This window comes from Microbacterium resistens, assembly GCF_021172025.1.
In the GTDB taxonomy this organism is placed as follows: domain Bacteria; phylum Actinomycetota; class Actinomycetes; order Actinomycetales; family Microbacteriaceae; genus Microbacterium; species Microbacterium resistens.
Genome location: NZ_CP082781.1, coordinates 2,931,460 through 2,948,916 on the forward strand (window position 1 = coordinate 2,931,460; position 17,457 = coordinate 2,948,916).

A 17,457-nucleotide genomic window follows, 5' to 3' on the forward strand; every position below is an offset into this window, starting at 1 on the left:
CGCCGTGAGCGTCGCAGCGCCGAGACGATCGGTATCCTGCCCCGGCGTGTCGCGGCGTCTTCCGCATGATCACGCGGGAGACGCGCCCGGTGTGGATCCGAGCTTGACAAGAGGGCCCGCCATCCCCTTGTTCTCCCCAGGTTGTGCACATGGCGACCGGTGTCGCGACAACCTTCAATCCCCGCTTTAAGCAGGAATCCATCCACAGGCTGGGGAAAGCACTAATCCCTGGTCACGCCCAATTAAAGAGTCCGGACTCACCGACATCCACCGCGTTGTCCACAGGCGCTGTTCACAGACACACCCAAGTTCTTCGCAACCTCTCCACAGAGTTATCCACAGGGTGTGTTGCGGGTGTGGAATCGCCCTCCTAGCCTGAGTCACACGCGATGTCGGTGGTCCGTGATCTGCTGTGCGGAGTCCGGTCCACATCACGCGTTCGGGATCCCGGGTCGGACACCGAGCGCAACCGCGCCCCAGCGCGGGCGAGGCGTTCGCGAGCGTTCGAGGCGTGCATGATGCGCGCAGAAGGGGGAGCGGTTTGTCGATCGCCGACATCTCTGAGGAGCGACTCGGACGAGGGCGCGAGCCGGAGCGCACCCCGCCGCACGATCTCATCGCCGAGCAGAGCGCCCTGGGCGGCATGCTGCTGTCGAAGGACGCCGTCGCCGACGTGATCGAGACCCTGCGCGGCACCGACTTCTACATCCCCAAGCACGAGCTGATCTTCGAGGCGATCCTCTCGCTGTACTCGCACGGCGAGCCCACCGACGTGATCGCCGTCGGCGACGAGCTCGTCAAGACGGGCAACCTGCAGCGCGCCGGCGGCATCGACTACCTGCACACCCTCACCTCGATCGTCCCCACCGCGGCCAATGCGGGCTACTACGCGGGGATCGTGTCCGAGCGCGCCATCCTGCGCAAGCTCGTCGACGCCGGAACCCGTATCGTGCAGATGGGCTACGACGGGCAGGGCGACGCGACCGACCTCGTCAACACGGCGCAGGCCGAGATCTACTCCGTGACCGGCACCGAGACGACCGAGGACTACGTGCCGCTCACCGTGGCGGTCGACGCCGCCGTGGAGGAGATCGAGGCCGCGAACGGCCGCGACGGGACCATGACCGGCGTCCCGACCGGCTTCCGTGAGCTGGACGAGCTCACCAACGGGCTGCACGGCGGCCAGATGATCGTCGTGGCGGCGCGTCCGGCCATGGGTAAGTCGACGCTCGCGCTGGACTTCGCACGCGCGGCGTCGATCGGCCACAACATGCCCTCCATCTTCTTCTCGCTGGAGATGGGCAAGAGCGAGATCGCCATGCGTCTGCTCAGCGCCGAGGGCGCCGTGCCGCTGCAGAACATGCGCAAGGGCACGCTCGACCAGCGCGACTGGACGACGGTGGCGGCGACCCGCGGGCGGATCAACGACGCCCCCCTGTACATCGACGACAGCCCCAACATGACCCTGGTCGAGATCCGCGCGAAGTGCCGCCGGCTCAAGCAGCGCGCCGGTCTCAAGATGGTCATCATCGACTATCTGCAGCTCATGACGAGCGGCAAGCGCGTCGAGTCGCGTCAGCAGGAGGTCTCCGAGTTCTCGCGTGCGCTCAAGCTGCTCGCGAAGGAGCTCCAGGTGCCGGTGATCGCGCTCAGCCAGCTGAACCGTGGTCCCGAGCAGCGGCAGGACAAGAAGCCCGCGATCAGCGACCTGCGAGAGTCGGGATCGATCGAGCAGGACGCCGACATGGTGATCCTGCTGCACCGTGACTCCGTCTACGACAAGGACGTCCGTCCTGGCGAGGCGGACCTGATCGTGGCGAAGCACCGTAACGGCCCCACGGCGACGATCCAGGTCGCCTTCCAGGGCCACTTCTCCCGCTTCGCCGACATGGCCCCCGACTTCAACGGCGGTGGCGGCGGCGACTTCGGCTGAGCCGAGCGCCGCCGTGCGCGGTCAGCGCGGTTCCCGTGCCCAGGCGTCCGCGAGCCGCTGGCGCAGGGCCGGGAGCTCGATGCCGGGGTCGGTCACGAGGGGGTTCAGGACCGCGGCACCGCCGATGTAGGCGCGAGGGCGCGGCGGAGGCAGGGGAGTGCGGAGCCCGTCCAGGTACGTGCGTTCCCCAGCGCTGAGGACCTCGTCCGGCAGGGGCAGGCCCCGGCGCAGGGCGGCGGCGCACAGGCCGAGGGTGAGGATGGGCACGTCGGAGAGCCCCTTGTAGCGGTCACGGATCCACCTGCTGCGCCGGGCGTGCGAGCGGAAGGCGCGGATGGCCTCGCGGAAGGCCGGGGCGTCCTCCCGGAGCAGCGCCTGCAGCGCCTGCACCAGCGCCGCGGTCGCGCGGGGGAGGTTCTCCGCCGGAAGGTCGCGGGCGGGCGCCTCGCCCGTGAGCACGGCGTGGACGAGGTTCTGGAGGATCGGGACGTCGGGGTCGCCGGTCCAGCTGCCGGCGTCGATCGGCGCCGAGCGGGCGGCGTCGTAACGGATCATCGCCTCGTCGTCGGCGGCGAAGCCGAGGAGCGGATCCGTGAGGCCCACGCCGCCCCCGAACGGAGGGACCGCCACCCGGCTCACTGCGCGAAGGCGGAGGTAGTCGACGGCGTGATCGCGGAACCGCGCCGGGTCGTGGCGGAGGCTCGCGGCGAGGACCGGTCCGAGGTGCTGCTCCGGCGACTGCAGGTTCAGGACCACGAGCGCCTGCGGGTCGAGGGCGGCGACGAATGCCGGACGCGACGCGGCGAACCGGGTCCCGGCACGATCCGGTCCGGTCACCCTCCGGAGCACCTCGTCGACCTCGGCCTCGATCGCCGACACCGCGTCCGCCGCTGATCCCGCGTCCATCCCGCGCTTCCCTCCTGCTCGGCGGGCGAGGGAGCTGCGGCCGCCGGGTGCGGACATCAGCTTGCCAGAAGCTCCGGCACAGAAGCTCCGGCACAGGGGATCCCGCTCAGCGCGGTCGGCTCAGTCCCACGGCACGGTGTGGTTGTAGAGATGGTTGTTGCGGGTGTCGCGCATCGCGCCGCGGAGGAACAGGGGCAGCAGAGCGTCGCGCAACAGGATCGCGAGGCGTGACGACGTCACCTTCTTCTGCTTGCTGATCGCGCTCGCGTACGCGACGACCTCCTCGGCCCGCGGCTGACGCAGCGCCTGGTACCGCGCGAACGCCCGGGCGTGATCCGGGTCGTCGCGCAGGCACAGGGCGAGCGTCGCCGCGTCCTCCAGGGCGAGGGAGGCGCCTTGGCCGGCGCTGGGCGAGGTGGCGTGCACCGCGTCGCCGATCGCGACCACGCGCCCCCGATGCCAGTGCGCCACATGGGGGAGCTCGTAGATGCCGTAGGCGCCGACGGGCCCGGTGACGGCGTCGAGGATCTGCGGGACGGGGAACGGATCATCGGCGTGCAGGGCGCGGAGCTCGTCGATCCACCCCTCGACCGGCCTCGTCCGGAGCGCCTCGCGGTCGATCTCCGCATGGGTCGGGTTCGCGAACCAGTACACGGTGCCGTCGTCCCGGACGAGGTAGCCGAAGAACCCGCGGGCGCCGAACACCATCGTCTGTGTGAGCGGGGTCGGGGCGAGGCCGTCGACCCGTGCGAACCCGCCGATGCTCATGAGTCCCGTGTACGCCGGTTCGGGCGCGTGCGGATCGATCCATCGTCGCGTCGGGGACCCGATGCCGTCGGCTCCGACGAGGATGTCGCCGGTCGCCCGGCGGCCGTCCGCGAAATGGGCCGTCACACCGTCCGCGTCCTCGACGATCCGTTCGAGCCGGGCATCCCACGTGGTCGGGACGCCCGCGGCCTCGGTGCCCTCGCGGAGCACGGCGTTGAGCCATTCGCGCCGGACGACGGCGCTGCCGCGCCCCGGCTCGCCCGCGGGCCCGTTCGGGACGACGCCGAGCGTGCGTCCTCGCCCGCTGCGCATCTGCATGTAGGGGCAGGGGTGCGCGTCGGTGAGGAGCCGGTCGCGCAGGCCGAGCGTGTCGAGCACGGCGAGCCCGTTGGTCGCGACGTTGAGGAAGAGCCCGCCGAACGCATCCGGGGCGGGACGGGCTTCGAAGATCTCGGCCTCCCATCCTGCGCGTCGGAGGAACAGGGCGGCGGCGGGCCCCGCGACGCCGCCGCCGATGATGAGCGCCTTGGGCATCGGATCTGCCTTTCGATAGTCTGGTAGGGAGAGCGAGAGTCTCCAAGAGAGAGTCTCTCGATATTAGAGAGGTTATCAGATGGGGGAGCCGTCTGCACGGCGTGCCGCGGCGATCGCGCGTCAGGGCGAGGCGATGCAGGAGTTCATGGCGCGAGCGGTGCTGTTCCAGGACGCGGTCGCGCGCTCGGCGGGGCTGAACAGCACGGACCTGCAGGCGGTCGGGATCCTCCTGCGCAACGGGCCCGCGACGCCGGGCGAGCTGGCCGCGCGGACCGGGCTCACCGCGGGCGGCGCCGTCACCGCGATGATCGATCGGCTGGAGCGCGCGGGATACGTCCGGCGGACGCGGGACGAGAACGACCGGCGGCGCGTGATCGTGACCGCCGACCCGGCCGCCGTGCAGACCGGCGTCGGCCCGGTCTACGGGCGGGTCGCGGAGAGGTGGAACGCCTATCTCGACACGCTCGACGACGAGCGGATCGAGTTCGCCGCCGACCTGCTCGCCCGGGCCGCCGAGCTCAACCGCGTGGAGACGGACCTGCTCCGGCAGGGCGGCGAGCCCGGGTGAGCCCGGCGCAGGGCTCGTCCCGGGGTCGCAGGCGGCATCAGAGGAGCGGACCTGCGTATGCGGCAGGAGTGGCGTCGCGGAGCGTCCCCGTCGTCGAGCCCTGCCACCCCGGTGGGCTGAAGCCGCGATAGAGCGCCGGAAGGGCCTCCTGCAGGGCGGCCTCGTACTCCGCCGGATCCTCGCGACGGAAGACGAGCACGTCGTCGTCGCCCGCGTCGTCCGGTTCGAACGTGTAGAGCCCGGAGGGATGGGTCCGCACGCGGGCGGGGATCAGCTCGTTGGGGATCACGCGGTCGCCCGGTCGGACCTCCTCGGACCCGACGATGCGGTGGGTGCCGTCGGAGCGCCGCACGAGCGACGACGAGGAGGCGATCATCCAGGCAGCGGTCTCCCACACCGCGTGCCGGCGGCCGTACACCCGCGCCGCGGCGTCGGCGGGAGGGTCCTCGTCGAGCGCGCGGAGGAAGTCGATCCGCGGCTCGCCGCCGAGGCCGTACAGGAGATAGCGCCGGAGCACGGGGTGCATCCCCTCGATCCAGGCCAGGTCCTCGAGCCACCACACCGTGTTGTGGACGTCCGGCGTGTAGCAGTCGACGGCGGACGCGCACGGGTACAGCGCGATGGGGAGGCCGGAGTCGACGAGTCGCCGAGCGGCGAGGGGATCCAGGTACACGTTCCACTCGAGGTAGTCGAGCGTCGTGGACCCGGCTGAGAAGTGCACGCGTGCGACCTTCTCCCGCATCAGGTCGGGATCGCGGTTGAACGCCACCGCGATCGGGCGCGCCGAGCCGAAGGACATCAGATGGACCGGCTCCGCGGCCCGACGGAGCGTGTCGAGGATGAGCTCGGGCCCCTCCTGCTGGAACGCCGGGACGTCCCGCATCTCGTCGTCGGGCCGGCGCATCCGGGCGAACGGCGAGACGGCGGCCAGGACGCGCGTTCCGAAGAGGGCGTTGAGCTGCGCCACGGGGATCAGTCCGGGGTCCCTGGGGCCCGGATATCCGATCACGCCCTCGCGGACGGACTCGCGCTTCTCGATGGAGACGTCGAGGATCACGGCGCGCAGGTCGATCCGACCCGAACCGAACGGGAACAGCAGATCGAAGTTGTCCCCGGGGTCCTCCGGCGGCAGGTAGAGGTCGGTCACGACGACGACGGGAGTCGGCATGGCATCAATCTACTCGAATAGACTCGGGGAGCGCAGCAATACTTGAGACGAGCCCGACGAACGAGGGGGAGCACGGTGACGGACGAAGAGGGAACCGTCGCGCCGACGCACGCCGCGACGCGCAGCGACGTCGCCCGGCTGGCCGGGGTGAGCACGGCGGTGGTGAGCTACGTCGTCAACAACGGTCCGCGCCCGGTCGCCGCCGCGACCCGCGCTCGCGTTCTCGACGCCATGGAGCAGCTCGGCTACCGCCCGAACGCGGTCGCTCGTGCCCTGCGCCTGCGCAGCGCGCAGGCGATCGGCCTGGTGGTCCCCGACGTCAGCAACACGTACTTCGGAGCTTTGGCCCGGGAGCTCTCGGACCAGGCGTTCGCCGCCGGCTACGCCCTGCTCCTCGGTGACGCCGACAATGACATCGACCGGGAGCGCGCCCAGGTGGAGTCCCTCGTCAGCCATCAGATCGACGGTCTCGTCATCGTGAGCCTGGATCCGGCGTCGGTGGCCGAGACGGGATCCACTCCCACCGTCTTCCTGGACCAGCGGTCGCGGCCGGGTCAGCTGTCGGTGATGGTCGACGATCGTGGCGGGGCGATGCAGGCGGTCTCGCACCTCATCGGTCACGGACGCACGCGGATCGCCCTGCTGAGCGGCCCCCGCGGTGCCCCGGGGGTGGAACGACGGCAGCAGGGATGGCGGGACGCGCTGCAGGCGGAGGGCCTTCCGAACGGCGACGAGCTGATCGTGCGCAGCGAGTTCTCCCGGGCGGGGGGCTTCGAGGCGGGGCGCGAGCTCCTCCGCCGCGCGGATCGACCGGATGCCGTGTTCGTCACCTCCGACGTGCAGGCGCTCGGCCTCCTCGCGGCGGCCCGGCGCGAGGGGATCGGCGTCCCCGATGAGCTCGCGGTGATCTCCTTCGACGGCACCGAGGACGCCGTGTACAGCGATCCGCCGCTGACGGCGATCGAGCAGCCGATCCGGCTCATCGCCGAGGCGGCGTTCACCGCCGTGCTGCAGAAGGGCCTCGAGCGGTCGCCGCTGCTGATCCCGGTCGAGCTCGTCGCCCGGGAGTCGTGCGGGTGCGCGGCGACCGCCCGATAGCTCAGCCGATCGCGCCGGTCACGCTGTGCAGCCGATACTGCCACAGGGAGCCCGTGCACCCGCCGCATGAGGTGGTGAACAGGACCGTGAGGCTCTGCGCGTCGATCAGCGTGCCGTACTCCGAGCGGAGGAGTCCGGCGTTGTGGTTCCGGGCGTATCCGGTCAGACCGGGATCGATCTCCGCCTCGACCGTCCAGGTCCCGCCCCCTCCCCAGACGCTCGCCCCCGAGATGCTGGCGACCTGCACCGACGAGCCGATGTAGTCCGGGGAGTCGGCCGGGTACGGGTGCTGCTCGCGCACCACGTAGAACCGGTCGCGGGACGGGTCGTAGGCGAAGTCCGCGTTGTTCAGCCAGTCCGTTCCGCCGGTGGTGCTCGTCAGACCGCTCGTCGTGACGGGGAGACGGGGACCGACGACGGGTCCGCCCGGCTCGTCCAGGTCGACGAGGGCCCGATAGGTGATCGTGTCCCCGTAGCCCTCCGTCCAGAAGAGCACAGCGGTGCCCGCCTCCGGGTCGACGGTGGTGGCGCTCGGCTGACCCGCACCCCACGCGCCGGTGTCGGAGCCGGAGAAGGCGATCACGGGGGTCGGGTTCTTCACCCACGGCCCGTCCAGGCTCGTGGCGTAGGCGACGCCGACCTGGTTGTGCGCGCTGGCGTCCTGGTCGTTGCCCAGGTAGAACATCGCGTAGCGGTAGGCGGTCCCGCCGTAGGTCGCGTCGACACGGATCACCGACGGATCGCAGATGTGGAAGGAGTCCCAGCCGCTGGCGCTCCGGGTGAGGACGGAGGCGTCGGAGACGACCGACCCGCCGGAGAGGGTCGCGGCGAAGATGTCGTCCTCGATCACGCCGGAGACGGAGTTGTGGCACGTCCACACCCGGGTCTCGGACCCGCTGCGGATCGCGCTCGGCGCGTAGGCGTAGTAGAGACGCTGGCCGTCCGCGTCCGGCGGGCCCGTCGGGACGTACTCGGTCGTGAGCGACTCAGGGTCCCAGCTCACCGCGGCGGCCGCGGGCGCGGTCCCCGAGCCGAGGGCCAGCGCGCCGGCCAGGGCGATGCCGGCCGAAAGGCGTGCGTACGTCTTCATCCTGTCTCCTTCGTCAGGTGCTTCGGCGGGCCGGGTGCCCGCGTGTGGGTCAGGTCATCCCTTGAGCCCCGTGGTGGAGAGGGACTCGGTGTACTGCCGCTGGAAGAACAGCAGCAGGATCATGGGGATGATGCTCAGCACGAAGGAACCGGCGAGGATCTGCCCGAGGTCCACGGTGAAGGCGGTGCTGAGGTTCGCGAGCACGATCGGGGCCAGCTGCCGCTCCGGCGAGGTGCCGATGAGCAGCGGCCACAGGTAGGCCTGCCACTGCGAGAGGAACAGCATCATCCCGGCCCCGATCAGCGAAGGCTTCGACAGCGGGAGGATGATCCGCCACAGCGTGCCCAGGCGCCCGAGACCGTCCACCTCGGCGGCGTCGATGAGCTCGCGCGGCACGCCCATGAAGAACTGCCGCAGCACGAAGATCGCGAAGCCGTTGGCGAGCGCGGGCAGGACCAGCCCGGCGTACGAGTCGCTCAGGCCCCACCCCTGGAACAGGGAGGACAGGGGGATCGCGATCGCGTCGAAGGGGATCATCGCGACGATGATGATGAAGCTGAAGACGATCCCGCGCCCGCGGAACTCCATCGTCGCGAGCGCATAGGCGGCGGGGATCGCGATCGCGAGCCCGAGGACGATCGTCAGGCCGGCGACGAGGAAGCTGTTGAAGAGCCCGAGGAGGAAGGCTCCGGACCCCAGCGCGGCGTAGTTGGTGACGTCGCCGCCGAGCGGGACGAAGGCCAGCCAGGAGAGCGGAGTCATGTGCTCGACGTACGAGTTGCCGGGGCGCATGGACGAGGCGAAGACCCACCAGAGCGGCAGGAACACGGACACGGCGACCAGTGCCGAGGCCGCCGTCAGGACGACGGTGGCGCCGCGGGAGCGTCTCATGCTCGGTCCTCCTTCAGCAGCCGGAACTGGACCAGGACGATGAGGGAGAGCAGGAGCATCAGCACCACGACCTCCGCCTGACCGACGCCGAGGTCGCCGAGCAGGTACGCGCGGTTGTAGATGTCGTACATGATCAGGTTCGTCGAGCCGTTCGGGCCGCCCTTGGTGAGGATCTGCACGGGCGCGAACAACAGGAACGACCCGACCGTGCAGGCGATGAGGACGAATGCCATGGGCCGCTTCAGCAGGGGCAGCGTGATCGAGAAGAGCCGCCGCCACCACCCGGCGCCGTCGAGCGCGGCCGCCTCGTAGAGCGAGCCCGGGATGTCCTTGAGGCCGGCGATGATGAAGATCATCCAGTAGCCCAGCGCCCCCCAGGTGACCATGATCCCGATCGAGAACGCGGCCTGGTTCGCCGAGGTGAGGAAGGGCTGTGCCGGCAGGCCGACGGCACCGAGGATGCCGTTCACGAGGCCGTCGGGCTGCAGCGCCGTGCTCCAGATCAGCGCCACGACGGCGCCGGGAACCGCGGCCGGCACGAAGATCATGGATCGCCACAGGCCCACGAGCGGGATGTTCTGCACGAGGAGCAGCGCGAGCGCCGTGGACAGGACGACGATGACCGGGTTGAGCACGAGGTTGAACACGAGCGTCACGATGAGCACGGAATGGAAGTTGGGGTCGCTGAACAGGTACACGTAGTTCGCCCAGCCGTCGAACGTGGTCTCGCCCGTGGCGAGGGAGACGTGCTGGAAGCTCATGCCGACGGCGCTGAGCAGGGGGACGACCCGCATCAGGATCAGCGTGAGCAGCGCCGGGGTCAGCATCGCGAACGCGATGAGCGTGACGCGCAGCGCCGTGGTCCGGCGGCGGGCGGGTGCTCGGCCCGTGACGGGCCGGGCCGAACCCGGACCCGCCACGGACGTCGGTGCTGTGGTGTCGGTCATGTCACTTCAGTCGCGCGATCTGCGCTTCGATGTCCTTGTCGGCTTGCGCGGCCCGCTCACGGGGATCCGATCCGTTACGGATGTCGGAGAACATCTGGTTCGCCCCGGGCTCGAACACGCTGTAGCCGACCACCGCGGGACGGTGCACGGCGTTGTTCTCCAGTTGGAACTGCATGATCGCGCCGAACTCCGCGGTCGCCTCCCCGCCCAGCGCGGACATGCTCTCGGCATACGCCGCGTAGGCCTCCTTGTTCGTCGGTGCGATGCCGGCGACCTCGGCGGACTGGGCGTTGCCGGTCGGGTCGATCGTCAGGTACTCGAGGAATGCACGAGCCGCGTCCTGCTTCTTCGACTTCGCCGAGATGCCCACCGACCAGGAGTCGGTGGAGGTGGCCTGCTCGCCGCCGTCGAAGTACGGCGCGGGGGCGACGCCGTACGGGATGTCGCCCTCTTCGGCGACGTTCACGCCCCAGGGGCCGGACACGATGAATCCGGCCTTGCCTGTCTGGAACAGCGCGCCGTTCTTGTCGTTGGTGACGCCGCGGGGCGACAGTCCCTCCTCGAACAGGTCGTGGTACCAGGTGAGGGCCCGCTGCCAGCCGGAGTTGGAGAAGTCCACGTTCCCGTCGGCGTCGATGCCGTCCCCGCCGCCGGCCGAGACCCCGACCATCTGCAACTGGTAGTACGAGTCCCACTGGTCGAAGAGGAACGGGTACTGGGCCGCGCCCGCATCCTTGATCTTTCGGGCTGCGTCGGTGAGCTGTTCGTAGGTCCACGGCTGCTGCGGGTCGCTGCTCGGGGGCTCGACGCCCGCGGCGGCGAGGATCTCGGGGTTGTAGTACAGGAACTGCGAGGTCGTCCAGGTCTCCAAGGCGTAGAGCTTGCCGTCCGCTTCGCGTGCGGTGACCATGTCCTCGCTCACTGCCGCGTCGACCGCGGCGTCCTTGAGGTCGGAGATGTCGGCGAGGAATCCGCGGTTGGCCCAGTCGAGCACGGCCCCGCCGGCGTCCACGACCATGAGGTCGATGTCGCCGCCCCCGCCCGTCATGCGCTGGTTGATCGTGCTCGTGTACTGCGCGTAGGGGATGTTGAGCTGCTTGACGGTGATCCCGGGGTTGGCCTTCTGGAACGCGTCGATGACGACCGCCCAGGTGTCGGCCGGATCCGCGTTGGCGAACGTGAGCGTCACCTCGCCGTCGGGCGCGGCGTCGCCCCCTCCGGCGGGGGCGCAGGCGGCCAGCCCGGCGCTGCCGATGGCCAGCGTGGCGGCGGCGGCGCCGAGCCGCAGTGCCGTGGACTTCATGATCTCTCCTCGTCGAGTGGTTCGGGTGGGCAACGGGTCGTTCGGGGACTCAGGGGGTGGAGGGGTGCGGCGGCAGCGAGCACGCGCGGACGATGCGGGCGAGCACCTCGTCCGCGACGGCGCCGACGTCCATGCCGGTGACGATGGCGTGCGGTCCGTCCGGCGTCGCGGTGAAGCGCGTCACGCCCTCGTCGGGTCCGACCGCCTCCAGCTCGATCGTGCCGCGGGTGATCTCGAAGAGGTCGGGCCGGGCGAGGGAGAGGACGGCGAGCGGATCGTGCGGGACGTTGTAGTCCTGGTCGGCGAACTCCCAGAACCGCCGCATCTCGGCGCCGATGAGCGCCCCGAGGGGGCCGGACCGCCCGATGCGGTCGAGGTCGTCGTGCCGGAGGCGGATGCGCTCGGTCTGCTCCAGCCCGATGGCGAGGATCGGGACGCCGCTGCGGAACACGACGTCCGCCGCCGTCACATCGCAGCGGATGTTGTGCTCGACCACTCCTGCCGCGAACTCGCCGCCCATCATCACGATGCGCTCGATGCCGTGCCCGGCCCGCTCCACGGCGGTCGCGACATTGGTCAGCGGGCCGATCGCGACCACGGTGCGCGCGGAGGCGAGCTCCGACACGGCGTCGCGTGCGGAGGAGTAGGTCTGTGCGTCCAGGTCCGCGATGGTCTCGCCCTCGTGGCCGGGCCACCAGACCTCGCGACCGGATCGGGTGGCGCGCTCGCCGACGGCGATCGAGGGGGCGGGCGCGCCGGCCGTGCGGAAGACCTTCGCCACGATGCGGGCCCGGAGCTCGACGTCGCCGTAGACCGTGGTCACGGCGCGAAGGTCGAGGTCGTCGCTGCCGAGGATGAGAGCGATCGCGAGGAGGTCGTCGACGTCCGTGCCGATGTCGGTGTCGAGGACGAAGGCGGGAGAACCGGTCTGCATGCTCCGGACTCTACTCGTGTAGATTCTGATTGCGCAACCCATGATCCGTTCGTCCGGCCCGGCTGATTGACTCGCCACGACCCGGATGCTCCACTGGAAGCCTCGACGATCGTATGGGGGGACTGAGATGCGCACACGCAAGGTCGTGATCCTGACGCAGGGAACAGGAGGAGAGGCGACGGCGCGCCGCATCGAGCCGTTCACCTTCGGGCTGGTCGGCGCCCTGGGCGTCCTCGTGGCGCTGCTGATCGGGACGATCGTGGGGCAGCTCTCCACCGTCCTGGTCTACATCGGGCTGGCGCTGTTCCTCGCGCTCGGGCTGGATCCGATCGTCGCGTGGATCGAGAAGAAGCTCCCGCGCGGGGCCGCCGTGGCGATCGTCGTCGTGGTGGTCATCCTCGCCTTCGCCGGCATCGTGCTGGCCATCGTGCCGATCCTCGTGCAGCAGATCTCCAACCTCATCACCGACGCTCCCGAGATCATCGACAACGTCACGCACACGGAGTGGTACGAGCACCTCGCGGCGCAGTACGGCGACTCCTTCAACGATGCCGTGCAGGGCATCGTCACGTTCCTCCAGGATCCGGGCAACCTCGGCCAGATCGGCGGCGGGCTGCTCGCCGTCGGGGCCGGGATCGCCGGAGGGATCACGGGCGTCACGATCGTCCTCATCCTGACCCTGTACTTCATGGCGTCGCTGCGCAGCATGAAGCGGGTCGCGGCGCGTTTCGTCCCCGCGTACCGCCGGGACCGGTTCCGGGAGATCCTCGAGGACGTGTCGGGAGCCGTCGGGCGGTACGTCATCGGGCAGGCGAGCCTCGCGCTCATCAACGGCGTGCTGAGCCTGATCTTCCTCACCATCATCCAGGCGCCGCTTCCGGCCCTGCTCGCCCTCATCGCGTTCATCGGCTCGCTGATCCCGCTCGTCGGAACGCTGTCCGGGTCGATCATCATCTCGCTGATCTGCCTGTTCACCTCGCCGACGACGGCGCTCATCGCGGCCATCTACTACCTGATCTACATGCAGATCGAGGCATACGTGATCAGCCCGCGGATCATGAGCCGGGCCGTCGCGGTCCCCGGGGCGATCGTGGTGATCGCCGCCGTCGGCGGCGGCGCGCTGGGCGGGATCCTCGGAGCACTGGTCGCGATCCCCGTCGCCGCGAGCATCATCATCATCGTGCAGAAGGTCCTCTTCCCCGCGCAGGACGCGAAGAAGACGCCCCCGGCGGATCGCGCGGCCGCGGCGCCCCTCGCCTGACGCGCGCGCCGGTTCGGGGCGCGGTATGGGCGCGGGGTGCCCCGCGGGCAGCCCCCAACCTCTGACGGGAGCCCCAAACCGGCGGCGTGCCCCGAGCCGACGGAGGCCGCGGAGAGGGAACGGACGGCTCGCTGTCAGGTGCGCTCGGTAGCGTGGCGGGAAGCAGTCGAGGAAAGGAGCCAGAAATGGGAATCTTCGAGAATGCCAAGGAGACCGTCAGCGAGGCCGCGAAGCAGGCCGGACGCGCGGTCGAGGACGCGGTCGACCGCGTCAAGGACAAGGCCGATGAGGTCAAGGCCGACGCCGAGGTGAAGAAGGCGGAGGCAGAGCGCGACGCCGTCAAGGCGCGCAACGAGGCCAAGGAGGACCTGCGCGACTGAGTCCGCAGGCCCGGACGCCGCCCCGTCACCGATCCCCGGTGGCGGGGCGTCGTCGTCTCCGGACCTTCTCGCGGGTTGGGGCGCCGTATGGGGAAAATGTGCCCCGGGGCGGGCCCCGAGCCCCCGAGGAGGACCACAAACCGGGGAAGCGCGGGGGAAGCACGGGGAGGGGCGGGAGGGGTTCCGTCGGCCGGCGGCGATGCGTAGGCTCCGGCGCAGGGGAGGACCCGAGACGGCGGGCGACGACGCGCGCCGGGCGCGAAGGAGAACGGCATGCAGCCCCTCACGATCGACTTCATCATCTCCCTCGACGGATACGGCGCCGCCGAGGGATGGCCGGGATGGTGGGGCCTGGAGGGCCCCGAGTACCTCGGCTGGCTCGACGGGCTCCCGGACAAGGACCATCCGATCCTCATGGGAGCCAACACCTATCGGGTCATGTCGGGGTTCGCCGCCTCCGGGGAGGAGGGTGTGGACAGCCTCGACGCCGTGCCGAAGTACGTGTTCTCCTCGACCCTGGACGAGCCGCTGACCTGGGCGAACTCGACGCTCGTGCGGGAGGACGCCGTGGCGTTCGTGCGCAGGCTGAAGGAGGAGTCGGATCGGCCGCTGCGCACGCTCGGCAGCGTGTCGCTGTGCCGATCCCTCCTCCGTGCCGGGCTCGCCGACCGCTACCGCGTCGTCATCTTCCCCGTCATCACGGGCGCGACGGGGCAGGAGCGGATCTTCGACGGCTATCCCGACGTCCGCCTGGACCTCGTGGAGTCCCGGACCTTCGACGGGCGCAGCCAGCTCCTCGAGTACGTCCCGACGGTCCTCGGCACCTGACTCCTCCTCGCCGGTTTGGGGCGCCGTATGGGGCAAACGTGCCCCAGGGCGCGCCCCGAAACCCCGAGGAGGACCCCAAACCGGGGAGAGACGGGGAGGGAGGGGGGAGGGGCGGGTCAGACGAAGCGGACGGACTGCTGCAGGCGCGAGCGGATGTCGAACAGCTCGTTCCCGCCGATCACGCGCGCGCCGGGAACCCCGGAGCGCAGCACGGTGCGCAGGGCGCTGCGGCGCACGATCACGACCGGCACCCCGCGGAGGGATCCGAGCGGCACCGCCGCCTGGGCCAGGTCGTCGTCCGGGACCACCACGACACCCCCGCCGAACCTCACCCGCGCGGTGCGGGCGAGGATCCGCATGCGGCCGAGCATCGCCGTCACGGGGGCGCGGTCGCCGGCGTCCGGGCCGATGACCTCCCCGCCGCGGAGCCGGACCACGCCGCCGAAGTCCTCGGACGACACGGCGTAGAGTCCCGACGGGCTGAGCACCACGTGGTCGAGCTTCCCGGACGGATCCCGCTCGCTCCTCGCATCCACGTCATGCCAGGCCGTGAAGCCCATGCCGAGATCGCGGACGGTCCGGGCGGTGTCCTCCTCGGCCAGGGCGTCGGCGAGGAGGCGTCGTAGCTCCCGCGGGACCGTGCGGACGAAGGCGGGGTCGTACGGATCGGCCGGCGCCGGATCCCCGGCCCACACCGCCACCCGGGCGAGGTACTCTCGGCGATGCCATCCCCCGGCCGTTCCATGGCTCTTCGCCCGCGGCCGGGTGTCGGCGGGCGCGTCGGGCTCGTGCCATCCGCCCCACGGCGCGTCGTCGGCGAAGCCGTGTCCGCGGTCGTAGGCGGCGCGGCCCTCCGGCGTCCCAACGAGCTCCCATGCGCGCTGCACGAGGATGAAGACGGCCGCATCTCCGCCCGCGTCCGGGTGGGTCCGGCGCAGCTGCAGACGGTAGGCGCGACGGAGTCCCTCGTCGTCGATCGTCGGCGCGACGTCGAGGATCTCGTACGCCGACGCGGACAGGGGGCTGTCGAACACGGCCTCAGTGCCGTGCGGCGGTCGGCGACTCGCCGCCCTCGCTGAACGTCGGCGTCCTGCCGCGCAGGCGTCCGATGAGCAGCACGACACCCACGATGACGAGGCCGACGATGATGCCGCCGATCGCGGAGACGACGGTGTCGCCGAGCCAGACGACGAAACCGCCGAGGGGCTCCAGGGCGTGCTCCACCCCGTGCAGCAGGTCGGCGGTGAACGCGACCCCGACCTCGCCGAGGTTCGCGAGGACGAGGTGCCCGCCGACCCACAGCATCGCGACGGTGCCGACGACGCTGATGACGCGGAAGACCGCGGGCATCGAACGGACGATCCGGGTGCCGGTGTGCCGCACGCGGCGGTCCGGGTTCTTCGCCATCTTCAGCCCGACGTCGTCGATCTTGACGAGCAGCGCGACCGCTCCGTAGACGACGCCGGTCATCACGACGGCGATCACCGCGAGCACCGCGAGGGTCATCCAGATCCCCATGTCGGGGTCGAGGCCGGCGAGGGAGATGAGCATGATCTCGGTCGAGAGGATGAGATCGGTCCGCACGGCGCCGAGCACGAGCCGCTTCTCGTCCCGCGCCCCCTCCTCACCGTGGCCGTGCGTGACGCCGAACCACTCGAGGACCTTCTCGGCGCCCTCGAAGCAGAGATAGGTGCCGCCGAGGATCAGCAGATACGGCAGCACCCACGGGGCGAAGGCGGTCAGCAGCAGCGCCAGGGGGATGATGATGAGGAACTTGTTCGCCAGCGATCCCAGCGCGATCTTCGCGACGACCGGCAGCTCGCGGGCCGGAGTGATCCCCTGCACGTACTGGGGTGTCACGGCGGCGTCGTCGATGACGACGCCCGCGGCCTTCGCGGAGGCCTTCATCGCGGCGCTCAGGATGTCGTCGACGACGGCGAGCAGTCCAACCGACATGTGTGTCGTCCCCCCGAAGTAGGTGCGTGTCGGAGAGCAACTTTATCCGCCGCGGCGCGGATCCGCGGCGACGGGGGCGGTCACGGGCCCGCGAGGAACTCCAGGGCGGACCGGCGGAAGTCCCGGGATCCGGGGGCGTTGAAGTGGTTGCGGCCGGGGATCTCCACGAACCGGCCCTGCGGCGCGGCCGCGGCGAGGCTGCGGGATCCTTCGATGATCGCGTCCTGGGAGCCGGTGGCGAACAGGATCGGGTTCGCCGGGGCGTCGGCGGGATCCGGATCGATCGTGCCGGACCGGCGCATGCCCTCGGCGAGGGCGAGGAGCGCGCGCAGGTCGTTGCCCTTCACCCGTTCCGCGAGCGTCACGTAGTTCTGCGTCGTGCGGTCCTGGACGGGGGTGCCGTGCTCCGCGTAGTCCTGGATCTGGCCGAGGTCGAGGCGCGCGAGGGGGATCCCGTCCGGCACACCGCCGAGCACCGCCCGCCCGATCCGCTGCGGAAGGTCGCGGACGACCTCCCACCCCACGCGCGCGCCGAGCGAGTAGCCCACGTAGAAGGCGTCGTCCACGAGGTAGGTGTCCATCACGGCCTCGACGTCCTGCGCCAGCGCTCGGACCGCATACCCCGCCGGATCATGCGGCTTCTCGCTGCGTCCGTGCCCGCGCTGGTCCAGGGCGAGGACGCGGTAGCCGGCGTGGGTCAGATCGCGGACCCACCCCGTCAGCACCCAGTTGTCCCGGGCGTGCGAGGCGAAGCCGTGCACGAGGACCACGACCGGCGCATCCGGCTCGCCCCACGTGTAGGTCGCCAGCCGCACGCCGTCCGGCGCGTACACCTGCTGCGGCTCGGGCATCTGCGTGAGCTCGGAGAGGGCCATGGCACGACGCTACCGCC

The 17,457-nt window shown here is 70.7% G+C and carries 17 protein-coding genes; 6 read left to right on the forward strand and 11 right to left on the reverse strand.

Going from position 1 to position 17,457, the window contains the following annotated elements; genetic code table 11:
• Positions 1–541: 541 nt before the first annotated feature.
• Positions 542–1,933 (forward strand): replicative DNA helicase, encoded by a 1,392-nt coding sequence (gene dnaB / locus K8F61_RS13850; RefSeq protein WP_231819530.1) that lies wholly within the window; start codon positions 542–544, stop codon positions 1,931–1,933.
• A gap of 21 nt (positions 1,934–1,954) precedes the next feature.
• Here dnaB and K8F61_RS13855 read toward each other — a convergent pair whose 3' ends face one another.
• Positions 1,955–2,839 carry an immunity 49 family protein gene (locus K8F61_RS13855; protein ID WP_231819531.1) on the reverse strand — a complete coding sequence of 295 codons (885 nt, stop codon included), beginning with the start codon at positions 2,837–2,839 and terminating at the stop codon, positions 1,955–1,957.
• A 120-nt stretch (positions 2,840–2,959) separates the two neighbouring features.
• Positions 2,960–4,141: an FAD-dependent oxidoreductase gene (locus K8F61_RS13860; protein WP_231819532.1), complete on the reverse strand. Its 1,182-nt coding sequence runs from the start codon at positions 4,139–4,141 to the stop codon at positions 2,960–2,962.
• Positions 4,142–4,220: 79 nt separating this feature from the next.
• On the opposite strand from K8F61_RS13860, the gene K8F61_RS13865 reads away from it, so the two are divergent.
• Entirely contained in the window at positions 4,221–4,709 is a 489-nt protein-coding gene (locus K8F61_RS13865) for a MarR family winged helix-turn-helix transcriptional regulator (protein ID WP_231819533.1), read from the forward strand.
• A gap of 37 nt (positions 4,710–4,746) precedes the next feature.
• Here K8F61_RS13865 and K8F61_RS13870 read toward each other — a convergent pair whose 3' ends face one another.
• Entirely contained in the window at positions 4,747–5,877 is a 1,131-nt protein-coding gene (locus tag K8F61_RS13870; protein ID WP_231819534.1) for a nucleoside hydrolase, read from the reverse strand.
• Positions 5,878–5,952: 75 nt separating this feature from the next.
• Between K8F61_RS13870 and K8F61_RS13875 the strand changes: the two genes are divergently transcribed.
• Positions 5,953–6,975 (forward strand): LacI family DNA-binding transcriptional regulator, encoded by a 1,023-nt coding sequence (locus K8F61_RS13875; RefSeq protein ID WP_067245635.1) that lies wholly within the window; start codon positions 5,953–5,955, stop codon positions 6,973–6,975.
• Position 6,976: 1 nt separating this feature from the next.
• Here the strand turns inward: K8F61_RS13875 and K8F61_RS13880 are convergent, their stop codons facing one another.
• Genes K8F61_RS13880 through K8F61_RS13900 form a run of 5 tightly spaced genes read right to left on the reverse strand, consistent with a single transcriptional unit; the run spans position 6,977 to position 12,140 of the window.
• Positions 6,977–8,065, reverse strand: a complete 1,089-nt coding sequence (locus tag K8F61_RS13880) for a glycoside hydrolase family protein (RefSeq protein WP_231819535.1) — start codon at positions 8,063–8,065, stop codon at positions 6,977–6,979.
• A 54-nt stretch (positions 8,066–8,119) separates the two neighbouring features.
• Positions 8,120–8,956 (reverse strand): carbohydrate ABC transporter permease, encoded by an 837-nt coding sequence (locus tag K8F61_RS13885; RefSeq protein WP_067245642.1) that lies wholly within the window; start codon positions 8,954–8,956, stop codon positions 8,120–8,122.
• Entirely contained in the window at positions 8,953–9,903 is a 951-nt protein-coding gene (locus K8F61_RS13890; protein WP_084344509.1) for a carbohydrate ABC transporter permease, read from the reverse strand. Before K8F61_RS13890 ends, K8F61_RS13885 begins: the two co-directional genes overlap by 4 nt.
• A gap of 1 nt (position 9,904) precedes the next feature.
• Positions 9,905–11,206 carry an ABC transporter substrate-binding protein gene (locus K8F61_RS13895; protein ID WP_231819536.1) on the reverse strand — a complete coding sequence of 434 codons (1,302 nt, stop codon included), beginning with the start codon at positions 11,204–11,206 and terminating at the stop codon, positions 9,905–9,907.
• Between the two features lie 49 nt (positions 11,207–11,255).
• Complete coding sequence (locus K8F61_RS13900; RefSeq protein ID WP_231819537.1) at positions 11,256–12,140, reverse strand: nucleoside hydrolase; 885 nt, start codon at positions 12,138–12,140, stop codon at positions 11,256–11,258.
• Positions 12,141–12,267: 127 nt separating this feature from the next.
• Here K8F61_RS13900 and K8F61_RS13905 point away from each other — a divergent pair, with 127 nt between their 5' ends.
• The 3 genes from K8F61_RS13905 to K8F61_RS13915 all read left to right on the forward strand — a co-directional run bounded on the left by K8F61_RS13905 (position 12,268) and on the right by K8F61_RS13915 (position 14,609).
• A complete protein-coding gene (locus K8F61_RS13905; protein ID WP_219085922.1) occupies positions 12,268–13,401 on the forward strand; it encodes an AI-2E family transporter in 1,134 nt (377 codons plus the stop codon).
• Between the two features lie 185 nt (positions 13,402–13,586).
• Complete coding sequence (locus tag K8F61_RS13910; RefSeq protein WP_231819538.1) at positions 13,587–13,781, forward strand: hypothetical protein; 195 nt, start codon at positions 13,587–13,589, stop codon at positions 13,779–13,781.
• Between the two features lie 273 nt (positions 13,782–14,054).
• Complete coding sequence (locus K8F61_RS13915) at positions 14,055–14,609, forward strand: dihydrofolate reductase family protein (protein WP_067245674.1); 555 nt, start codon at positions 14,055–14,057, stop codon at positions 14,607–14,609.
• A 116-nt stretch (positions 14,610–14,725) separates the two neighbouring features.
• On the opposite strand, the gene K8F61_RS13920 is transcribed toward K8F61_RS13915, so the two are convergent.
• The 3 genes from K8F61_RS13920 to K8F61_RS13930 form a co-directional block, all read right to left on the reverse strand.
• A complete protein-coding gene (locus K8F61_RS13920; RefSeq protein WP_231819539.1) occupies positions 14,726–15,643 on the reverse strand; it encodes a J domain-containing protein in 918 nt (305 codons plus the stop codon).
• A 4-nt stretch (positions 15,644–15,647) separates the two neighbouring features.
• Positions 15,648–16,565, reverse strand: coding sequence for a DUF808 family protein (locus tag K8F61_RS13925; RefSeq protein WP_231819540.1), 918 nt, complete (start codon positions 16,563–16,565; stop codon positions 15,648–15,650).
• An 80-nt stretch (positions 16,566–16,645) separates the two neighbouring features.
• Positions 16,646–17,440: an alpha/beta fold hydrolase gene (locus tag K8F61_RS13930; protein WP_219086967.1), complete on the reverse strand. Its 795-nt coding sequence runs from the start codon at positions 17,438–17,440 to the stop codon at positions 16,646–16,648.
• Positions 17,441–17,457: the final 17 nt, after the last annotated feature.

Bases quoted from the DNA above. Each gene is read 5' to 3' on its own strand.
- K8F61_RS13855 (WP_231819531.1), bottom strand. From the start codon at position 2,839: ATGGACGCGGGATCAGCGGCGGACGCGGTGTCGGCGATCGAGGCCGAG.
- K8F61_RS13860 (WP_231819532.1), bottom strand. From the start codon at position 4,141: ATGCCCAAGGCGCTCATCATCGGCGGCGGCGTCGCGGGGCCCGCCGCC.
- K8F61_RS13865 (WP_231819533.1), top strand. From the start codon at position 4,221: ATGGGGGAGCCGTCTGCACGGCGTGCCGCGGCGATCGCGCGTCAGGGC.
- K8F61_RS13870 (WP_231819534.1), bottom strand. From the start codon at position 5,877: ATGCCGACTCCCGTCGTCGTCGTGACCGACCTCTACCTGCCGCCGGAG.
- K8F61_RS13880 (WP_231819535.1), bottom strand. From the start codon at position 8,065: ATGAAGACGTACGCACGCCTTTCGGCCGGCATCGCCCTGGCCGGCGCG.
- K8F61_RS13885 (WP_067245642.1), bottom strand. From the start codon at position 8,956: ATGAGACGCTCCCGCGGCGCCACCGTCGTCCTGACGGCGGCCTCGGCA.
- K8F61_RS13890 (WP_084344509.1), bottom strand. From the start codon at position 9,903: ATGACCGACACCACAGCACCGACGTCCGTGGCGGGTCCGGGTTCGGCC.
- K8F61_RS13895 (WP_231819536.1), bottom strand. From the start codon at position 11,206: ATGAAGTCCACGGCACTGCGGCTCGGCGCCGCCGCCGCCACGCTGGCC.
- K8F61_RS13900 (WP_231819537.1), bottom strand. From the start codon at position 12,140: ATGCAGACCGGTTCTCCCGCCTTCGTCCTCGACACCGACATCGGCACG.
- K8F61_RS13905 (WP_219085922.1), top strand. From the start codon at position 12,268: ATGCGCACACGCAAGGTCGTGATCCTGACGCAGGGAACAGGAGGAGAG.
- K8F61_RS13910 (WP_231819538.1), top strand. From the start codon at position 13,587: ATGGGAATCTTCGAGAATGCCAAGGAGACCGTCAGCGAGGCCGCGAAG.
- K8F61_RS13915 (WP_067245674.1), top strand. From the start codon at position 14,055: ATGCAGCCCCTCACGATCGACTTCATCATCTCCCTCGACGGATACGGC.
- K8F61_RS13925 (WP_231819540.1), bottom strand. From the start codon at position 16,565: ATGTCGGTTGGACTGCTCGCCGTCGTCGACGACATCCTGAGCGCCGCG.
- K8F61_RS13930 (WP_219086967.1), bottom strand. From the start codon at position 17,440: ATGGCCCTCTCCGAGCTCACGCAGATGCCCGAGCCGCAGCAGGTGTAC.